We start from the raw sequence: 7,070 nt of genomic DNA, 5'->3' as shown, positions 1-7,070 counted from the left end.
TGATCGAGTTCGCGGACGGTACCGTGCTTAATTTGGCCGAGATCACCGCAAAAGCAATCAGTGATCAGAATGGCGACGGCGACGATGTGGTACGCGGCAGCAACTACGCTGACACGTTCCACGGCGGGGTCGGTAACGATACGCTGATCGGTGGCACTGGCGCCGATACCTACATCTACAGCCTCGGCGATGGCAGTGACACGATCCGCGATTACAGCACCAATAGCGAAAACGACCGCCTTGTTTTCACTGACGTGAACGCCGATGACGTGACCTTCTCGCAGAATTCCGGTGAAGACCTGATCATCACATTGAGCAATGGCGATACGGTTACTGTCACCGATCACTTTGATGGTGGTTGGGAAAACATGGAACTGATCGAGTTCGCGGACGGTACCGTGCTTAATTTGGCCGAGATCACCGCAAAAGCAATCAGTGATCAGAATGGCGACGGCGACGATGTGGTGCTCGGTAGCAACTATGATGACACGTTCCACGGCGGGGTAGGCAACGATACGCTGAAAGGCGGGGCTGGCTCGGATACCTACATCTACAGTCTTGGCAATGGTAATGACACGATCAACGATAACAGTTCCTATGGGACCGACCGTTTGGTCTTCACGGGTGTGAATGCCGACGATGTAACTTTTTCGCAGAATCCCGGCAAGGATCTGGTGATCACGCTGAGCAATGGTGAAACGGTTACGGTTACGGACCATTTCGACAATACCAAGGAGCAGGTGGAACAGATCGAGTTCGCAGACGGTACTGTGCTGGATGTGCAGGCGATCCGGGACAAATCTCTTACTGGTCTATTGCCATCCGATGCGGTTGAACTGACGGGAAACCTAACCAATATCGAGGTAAGCGCGAGCAGCCTGTACAGCACTAGCTATGGCGCCGAAAAGTTGATAGATGGCGTTTCAGGCGGAAGTAACTGGTCCAGCACAAACTCTGGAGAAAATGAGTGGTACGAGCTTGATTTACAAGCTGAATACTCACTGACGGCTATTGTTGTAACAGCTCGCTCGTCTTACGGCTCCCGCATTGAAGGTAGCGTCGTGACTTTGCTGGACGACGACCACAATGTGGTACACACATTTGATCCGATCAGCGGCTCGGGCAATGGAACAATTCACGCCCTCAACGTGGATGGGTTTGCGGATGCGCGATACGTGCGTTTGTCGCAAGACAACCAATATTTCAACCTTTCGGAAGTCCAGGTATTTGCCAAGTCAGTTGAGCCTGTAGATACTACTTCGCCCGTCCAGATTGCAGGTACTTCTGGTGCTGATACCCTCACCAGCACTCTGAGCGACGAGGTTCTGACCGGCGGAGCTGGTGCTGATGAGTTCGTTTTTGATGCCCAAACAGCCAGTGGTGCTGACCGGATTACCGATTTTGAGTTGGGTTCAGATCAGATTCAACTCGCTGGAAGCTCCTACGCAGATCTTACATTCGTTGATACTGGGTCAGGTACACGAGTCGAGTGGGACAACGGTTCGGTCGAACTTGATGGAATTGGCGCTGCATCGCTGACAGAGGATCAATTCTCGTTCGTCTAGGAATCTCCATCCTTGGGCGGTGACCAATTGCACCGCCCAAGGATAAATTGATTTAAGCCTCCTACAGCCCCACAAACCACCCTGCCGCTATCCGCGCAGTTTCCGTTACCTGCGTTAAAACCACCGTTAAAAACGCTGTACGGCGATCCTGATATCTTTCCCTCGCCCACGATTTTACAAATCGCTTGCGAACGGCCTGATCTTCGTCATGATCAGGGCAGTGCGGATACCGCGCCTCCCTTGAACTCAGTTCAGGTATTTCCCCCAAAATTAGCCAGCTTATTTGGCTCCACGAGTTATGCGATGGAGCAGATTACCCATGCCCACGAAGCCCAACACGCCGCTTTATGAACCGATGATCCTTTTCTCGTCTTCCGGCCCAATCCCGACCTTCGCCCCACCTTAACTTTGCTGCAGTCGCAGCCTGCTTACCGGCCATTCGCCGCGCGTGCAAAATCAGGAGATGATCGAACTCACGGTCTGCGGACTTTTTCATATTCTGAAATCGCTGCCCTGATTACAAAGAATGAAACTAATCAAAGTGTTTTGTCTTTGGGAGATTTGTTCCCATATTCATTTCGTGGAATGCGGGCCGTGCGTTGGTCCATTGATGGATTTGTGCGACTGAGCGTAGGGTGTTGTTTTGTATTTGTGTTTCAGGGTTGATTTTGGCGCGTAGCACATATGTAGCGATCGTTCCTACCTATTGATGAAGCCACGCTTCACTTATTTGATGATGCAACATTCTCGATTCTTCGACAAGCGAAGCTGCCGAGCCGGAACCCCATGCCGTTGATTAGTTTTTTTTGCTGATCCGAATTGTGGGATGCCCCTTTAGTTCAGGTGCAACCTATGGAAACATCACAAAGACCCAAACCAAAACGATTTCAAAGATAGATTACATTGGCAAATTCTCGATCGCCTTTTCCAAACCCCGGACCTACGTCAGGTGAAAGGATTCCCCCTTTTCTCCTCCGCATCCACAAGCTGGGGCATGTCGACATTTTCAAGAAGGGCCCGGATTCAAGTCTTGATCAGATTGTTCGTCGATGGATGAAAGTCAGCAGCGCATTGTTGACCAATCAGGTGGAAACCATATTTGACGACACGCTCAACTGTCTTGCAGAGTTGGCTATGATGGAACTTGAACTTCCTGGGACTTTTCCCGGCATAGAAGCAATGCGTCGGTTTCTCAGATATCATCCCGTCGGAAAACTCCCAAGTCTCACTCCCTGGCCGGCGACGCGCCATCTCTATGTTGCCGGGGACTACGAAGATCTTCGAGAGATGATGGCGAGCCAGCCCATCGGGGTAACCGCAGTAAAAAATCACAAATTCCTCGACTACCTTCGTCTGGGTGAAACGGACGGAGATGTCAGCGAAAGTTTTGATCTGAAGACCCTACGAGAGCGCCTCTACAGTGATGAGGCTGACAATCATGATGACGGATTCATCGATTTAAGATTGTCTGATCTGGGAACGCGCCTGATTTCCAGTGAGGGTGAGATCAGATTGCTCCAAATTCTCATTCCTGCAGATGAGACAACCGACACATTGATAACACGGCTGGCAGGGTTGATGGGCGCTCCCGGAAACGGGTCCCACTACAAGGTCGCACATTTCACGACCCTCACCAAGGATGGCGGTGGGAATGACCAGATCAAGACGTCCTTCATGCTGGTTAACAGCGACGAGCTTATCGACGCATCGATCGGATGGAGCCCAAAACCAGCGGGGCATCCCCTTTTGACCGAAGAGCAAGCCTCTGTTGGCGCATGGGCAAATGCCGAGCTCTTCAAGCCCTTGGGCATCAGGGCTCTTCTGCAGATGGGGCTGCCTGCGTATTTCGAGTTTCAGCTCGATGCTGTGGAAGACAATGTCTTCGACGGAGCCGGCCGACGGCTGGTCGAAGAAGCGCAAGACTCGGGAGTTTCAGCAAGGAAGAAAACACCTCGTGCCTACAAGCCCAAGATGTTCAGGGTCGTGCGCGCCCTGCGTTATCCGCGTAGGGACCTTGTTCCAGAAGAAATTGGAATTGAAGCGAGGGTGTTGTCTGGATTTCCACGAAAGGAACCGGAGACGCAGGTTTCGGTCAAAGGGTTTTGGCGGCGTATTGGAGAGGGATCGGTTGGACGAGGCCCTGATGGCAACCCCGAAGTGGGAAGAACCTGGGTAACTCCCCACGTGCGATGGGGGGACAAACCACCAGGTCCTGAGTTGCCGTATGCAAAGGAACCCTTGATGCCTCATGTGACTGATCCGCGCCGCGAATCCGAATCTTCCTCCTGAGGTAAGCGATCCGAGATTGGTCTGGGCAAAATCCCAAACTCGGTTCACCCTTCTAAGAAGTTCAAACCTTTGCCACGCTTTGGAATGTCGAGCTCTTTCATGAGGTTTCGAGCAAACCCTTCCGTAGCATTTGGAAATTCAGAAAGATCTTTAGTGCTGATCAGCAGTGCATGGTCTTTTGCTGATTGTTCTGAACACATTTCGATCGCCCTGTCGTCTCGTCGGGAAGATGGGTCAGTGCGTCGGCTTCAAACCAAAAAACTTCTTTCGACCTTAGTTGGGTTGAAAGTGCATTTGTTCAAACAGTCGGGCAACAAGCCTGTGTGACTTGAAAGGATTCTGGTGAACAGTTTTCCGTCGCTATGTCAGTCGCGCTGGAATACCCACCTGAAACTAGCCGGGCGAACCCTGATGCTCTTTCAGTTCTTTCGTAAATCTTTGCAAACCCGGAATGTCATTCGATGCGGAGAAAGTGATCATTCGGACCGGCCAGCTTAGGTTTGAAGTTAAAGGCACGGCGGAAACGCCGTCTGTTTGCGAAGTGCCCAGAATATCCTTGTCGACAATTGCGCGGCCTGCGCCCTGAGCGACCATGCGAACCAAAGCGGATTGTGTCTGGACTTCGGCTCTGACCTGAAACGAAACTCCACAGCTGTCGAACATTATCTCGACTGCGCGCCGGAATGGGCTATGAGGCGTCAGCATGATTTGAGGAGCATCCGCGAGTTTGGCAGGCGAGACGTGGCGCGCATCGGCCAGTGGGTCATCACTGGGAACAATCACGACAGGTTGCAGGTCCGCCAGTCGCGTACAGGCCAAGTTAGGATCGCCGGGATCTGAGGATACAATCGCGCAATCCACCCGTCCTTCGCGCAATGCGGCCATCCCGGCCCTTTCGTCCAGAACATCGATATCCACCCTGAGGCCGGAGAGCTCCGCCATCAGTGTGCCGGCCGTAACCGCCACGCGGGTATCGGCTACGGCCGGAACCGTAGCCACACGCAAGTGTCCACCGGTGCCAGAGGCGATTTGGACCGCTGCCTCCTGGATGCGTTCCAAGCCCTGATAGTGTTTTTGAACCGCCTGCTGCAGACTATGCGCCGCAGAGGTTGGCTCGAACTTGCGCCCCGATCGATCGAACAGGGGAACACCCATTTCAGCCTCAAGTTCGGCGACGACACGGCTTATGGCGGGCTGAGATATGTGCAGTGCATCTGCTGCCTTTCGCGTGGACCGGTGCCGGTAGGCCATCTGGAAAAGCTCGATCTGACGGGCAGTTATACGCATAAGCTTTGATAACATTGGTGTATCAATAAATACAATAAGATGATTTTTCATTAAGATTGACTGGCGTTACCGTTCCATGCATGAACTGCGAAACAATGGATCGAAACGTGCCTGCTGACCTACTGATCTTGCTGCTAGCCATTTTTACCGGGGCAGCGATTCAGGTCGGGGTCGGGATTGGGTTCAGTATCGTCGCAGCGCCTGTGATGATGGTGTTGCTGGGGACGACCACTGCTGTTCCAGTATTGCTCATGCTGAACACGCTCGTATCGCTTGTCGCGTCGGATAAGCGGGTGTGGTTGAAGAACAGAGCACTTATCCGAAATGCGGTGATTGGATGCTTGGCGGGCATAGTGCTGGGTCTCTTGGTTTATCCCTATCTGTCGGAACGCATGGTGTTGGCCCTGACAGGCGTTCTTTTACTTGTCGGAGTTGCCACTTCGTTGTTGCCGCAGGATAACAAGGTTGGTCCAAGGGGATTTCGGGCAATATCGGGCTTGTCTGGCCTTGCCACAGTTTGGGCAGCGACCCCCGGTCCGTTGATGATTCTGGGCTTTCTGGCATTGGGCCGAACCCCGCACGAAGCGCGCAGGCTGGTACAGCCTGTGGCACTGGTTGCATATGGTTCAGCCTTTGCGTTGCACTGTGCGTCGGACTGGGCGGCCTTTGCCAACGCTCCATGGCTTTGGCCTTTTGTCGCGGCCACGATTGCGGGCAGCTTGCTGGGGCACGTGATTGGCCCGCTGCTGCCACAGCAGGCCATTACCCACGCCATTCGGATTATCTCGATTCTCGCGTGCGCGGCCCTGTTCCGCCGCGCCTATCTGGTTGGATGACAAGTGATGACTGAACAGATGAAAATCGAACAGAAACTGTCCGAGTTCCCGCGCGCTCGTTTGATGACCGAAGTCACACCGGTCGAAAGGCTGGATCGCCTGTCAGACCGCCTTGGAATTGACCTCTGGCTTAAGCGGGACGACCTGACCGGGCTTAGCTTTGGCGGCAATAAGACTCGTCAGTTGGAATTCTATTTTGGCGAAGCGCTACAACAACAGGCTGATACTGTTCTGATTACCGGCGCCGTACAGTCAAACTTTGTGCGCACGGCGGCCGCTGCCGCGGCCCGTCTGGGGATGAAATCCGTTCTGCAACTGGAAGAGCGGGTGCCGGGCATGGGAGAGCAGTACTACCGCTCGGGCAATGTCCTGCTGGCCAAAATCCTGGGCGCTGAACACATGCACTTTCCGGTAGGCGAAGATGAGGTTGGTGCGGACAATGCCCTGCATGAAAGGGCGGCTCAGCTGGTTGCCGATGGTCACCGGCCCTATGTCATTCACCTGGGCATCGACCACCCGCCCTTGGGGGCATTGGGTTATGTGCAGGGCGGTGCAGAGCTGAGTGCGCAGTTAAGCGATTTTGATGCCGCAGTCGTGCCTTCGGGCAGCGGGTCAACCCACGGCGGGTTTCTGACGGGGCTACGGCTGTCTGGGATGCGCGCGCCTGTCCATGGAATCTGCGTACGTCGCGATCAGGATCAGCAGCACACACGTATGGAAAAAGTCTTGGGCAAATTGGCGGCCTTGATGGATTTCGACCCGGCGATTGTCATGAACGACATCAAGGTCTGGGATGGCGTGCTCGCACCTGGATATGGGCAAGTCGGGGAGGGAACGCATGATGCCCTGACCCTCATGGCGCACAACGAAGGCATCTTTTTGGATCCGGTCTACTCGGCAAAGACATTTGCCGGGCTGCTGAGGCTTTTGGAAGAGGGCGTGATCTGCAAGGGCCAAAAGGTCGTCATGCTGCATACCGGAGGGCTTCCGGCTCTGTTTGGATACCAGGAAGTGTTTGCATCAATCGACAAGAGCCGGGTGCAAAAGCAACGCACTCATCACCAAACGAACTAAAAAATCGAAAGGGAGGAAA

At 53.7% G+C, this 7,070-nt stretch carries 6 protein-coding genes; 4 read left to right on the top strand and 2 right to left on the bottom strand.

The features are described 5' to 3' along the window. Both ACR0DO_RS12840 and ACR0DO_RS12835 read left to right on the top strand, forming a co-directional pair. On the top strand, window positions 1-1,565 hold a 1,565-nt coding region (locus tag ACR0DO_RS12840; protein ID WP_480559233.1), incomplete at its 5' end, for a calcium-binding protein. A gap of 1,053 nt (window positions 1,566-2,618) precedes the next feature. Next, window positions 2,619-3,854 carry a hypothetical protein gene (locus ACR0DO_RS12835; protein WP_480559231.1) on the top strand — a complete coding sequence of 412 codons (1,236 nt, stop codon included), beginning with the start codon at window positions 2,619-2,621 and terminating at the stop codon, window positions 3,852-3,854. Between the two features lie 44 nt (window positions 3,855-3,898). On the opposite strand, the gene ACR0DO_RS12830 is transcribed toward ACR0DO_RS12835, so the two are convergent. Both ACR0DO_RS12830 and ACR0DO_RS12825 read right to left on the bottom strand, forming a co-directional pair. After that, entirely contained in the window at window positions 3,899-4,054 is a 156-nt protein-coding gene (locus tag ACR0DO_RS12830) for a hypothetical protein (RefSeq protein WP_480559229.1), read from the bottom strand. A gap of 193 nt (window positions 4,055-4,247) precedes the next feature. After that, window positions 4,248-5,192, bottom strand: coding sequence for a LysR family transcriptional regulator (locus ACR0DO_RS12825; protein ID WP_480559227.1), 945 nt, complete (start codon window positions 5,190-5,192; stop codon window positions 4,248-4,250). Window positions 5,193-5,236: 44 nt separating this feature from the next. On the opposite strand from ACR0DO_RS12825, the gene ACR0DO_RS12820 reads away from it, so the two are divergent. Both ACR0DO_RS12820 and ACR0DO_RS12815 read left to right on the top strand, forming a co-directional pair. Beyond that, window positions 5,237-5,977: a sulfite exporter TauE/SafE family protein gene (locus tag ACR0DO_RS12820; protein ID WP_480559225.1), complete on the top strand. Its 741-nt coding sequence runs from the start codon at window positions 5,237-5,239 to the stop codon at window positions 5,975-5,977. A gap of 6 nt (window positions 5,978-5,983) precedes the next feature. After that, window positions 5,984-7,051 carry a D-cysteine desulfhydrase family protein gene (locus ACR0DO_RS12815; RefSeq protein WP_480559223.1) on the top strand — a complete coding sequence of 356 codons (1,068 nt, stop codon included), beginning with the start codon at window positions 5,984-5,986 and terminating at the stop codon, window positions 7,049-7,051. Window positions 7,052-7,070: the final 19 nt, after the last annotated feature.

Source organism: Ruegeria sp. AM9 (assembly GCF_056540565.1).
Note: the sequence above shows the minus strand (reverse complement) of the source record. Positions and strands in the feature narration are given on the sequence as shown.

Excerpts from the sequence above, each read along its gene's own strand:
- ACR0DO_RS12835 (WP_480559231.1), top strand. The coding sequence starts at position 2,619 with ATGAAAGTCAGCAGCGCATTGTTGACCAATCAGGTGGAAACCATATTT.
- ACR0DO_RS12830 (WP_480559229.1), bottom strand. The coding sequence starts at position 4,054 with ATGTGTTCAGAACAATCAGCAAAAGACCATGCACTGCTGATCAGCACT.
- ACR0DO_RS12825 (WP_480559227.1), bottom strand. The coding sequence starts at position 5,192 with ATGAAAAATCATCTTATTGTATTTATTGATACACCAATGTTATCAAAG.
- ACR0DO_RS12820 (WP_480559225.1), top strand. The coding sequence starts at position 5,237 with ATGGATCGAAACGTGCCTGCTGACCTACTGATCTTGCTGCTAGCCATT.
- ACR0DO_RS12815 (WP_480559223.1), top strand. The coding sequence starts at position 5,984 with ATGACTGAACAGATGAAAATCGAACAGAAACTGTCCGAGTTCCCGCGC.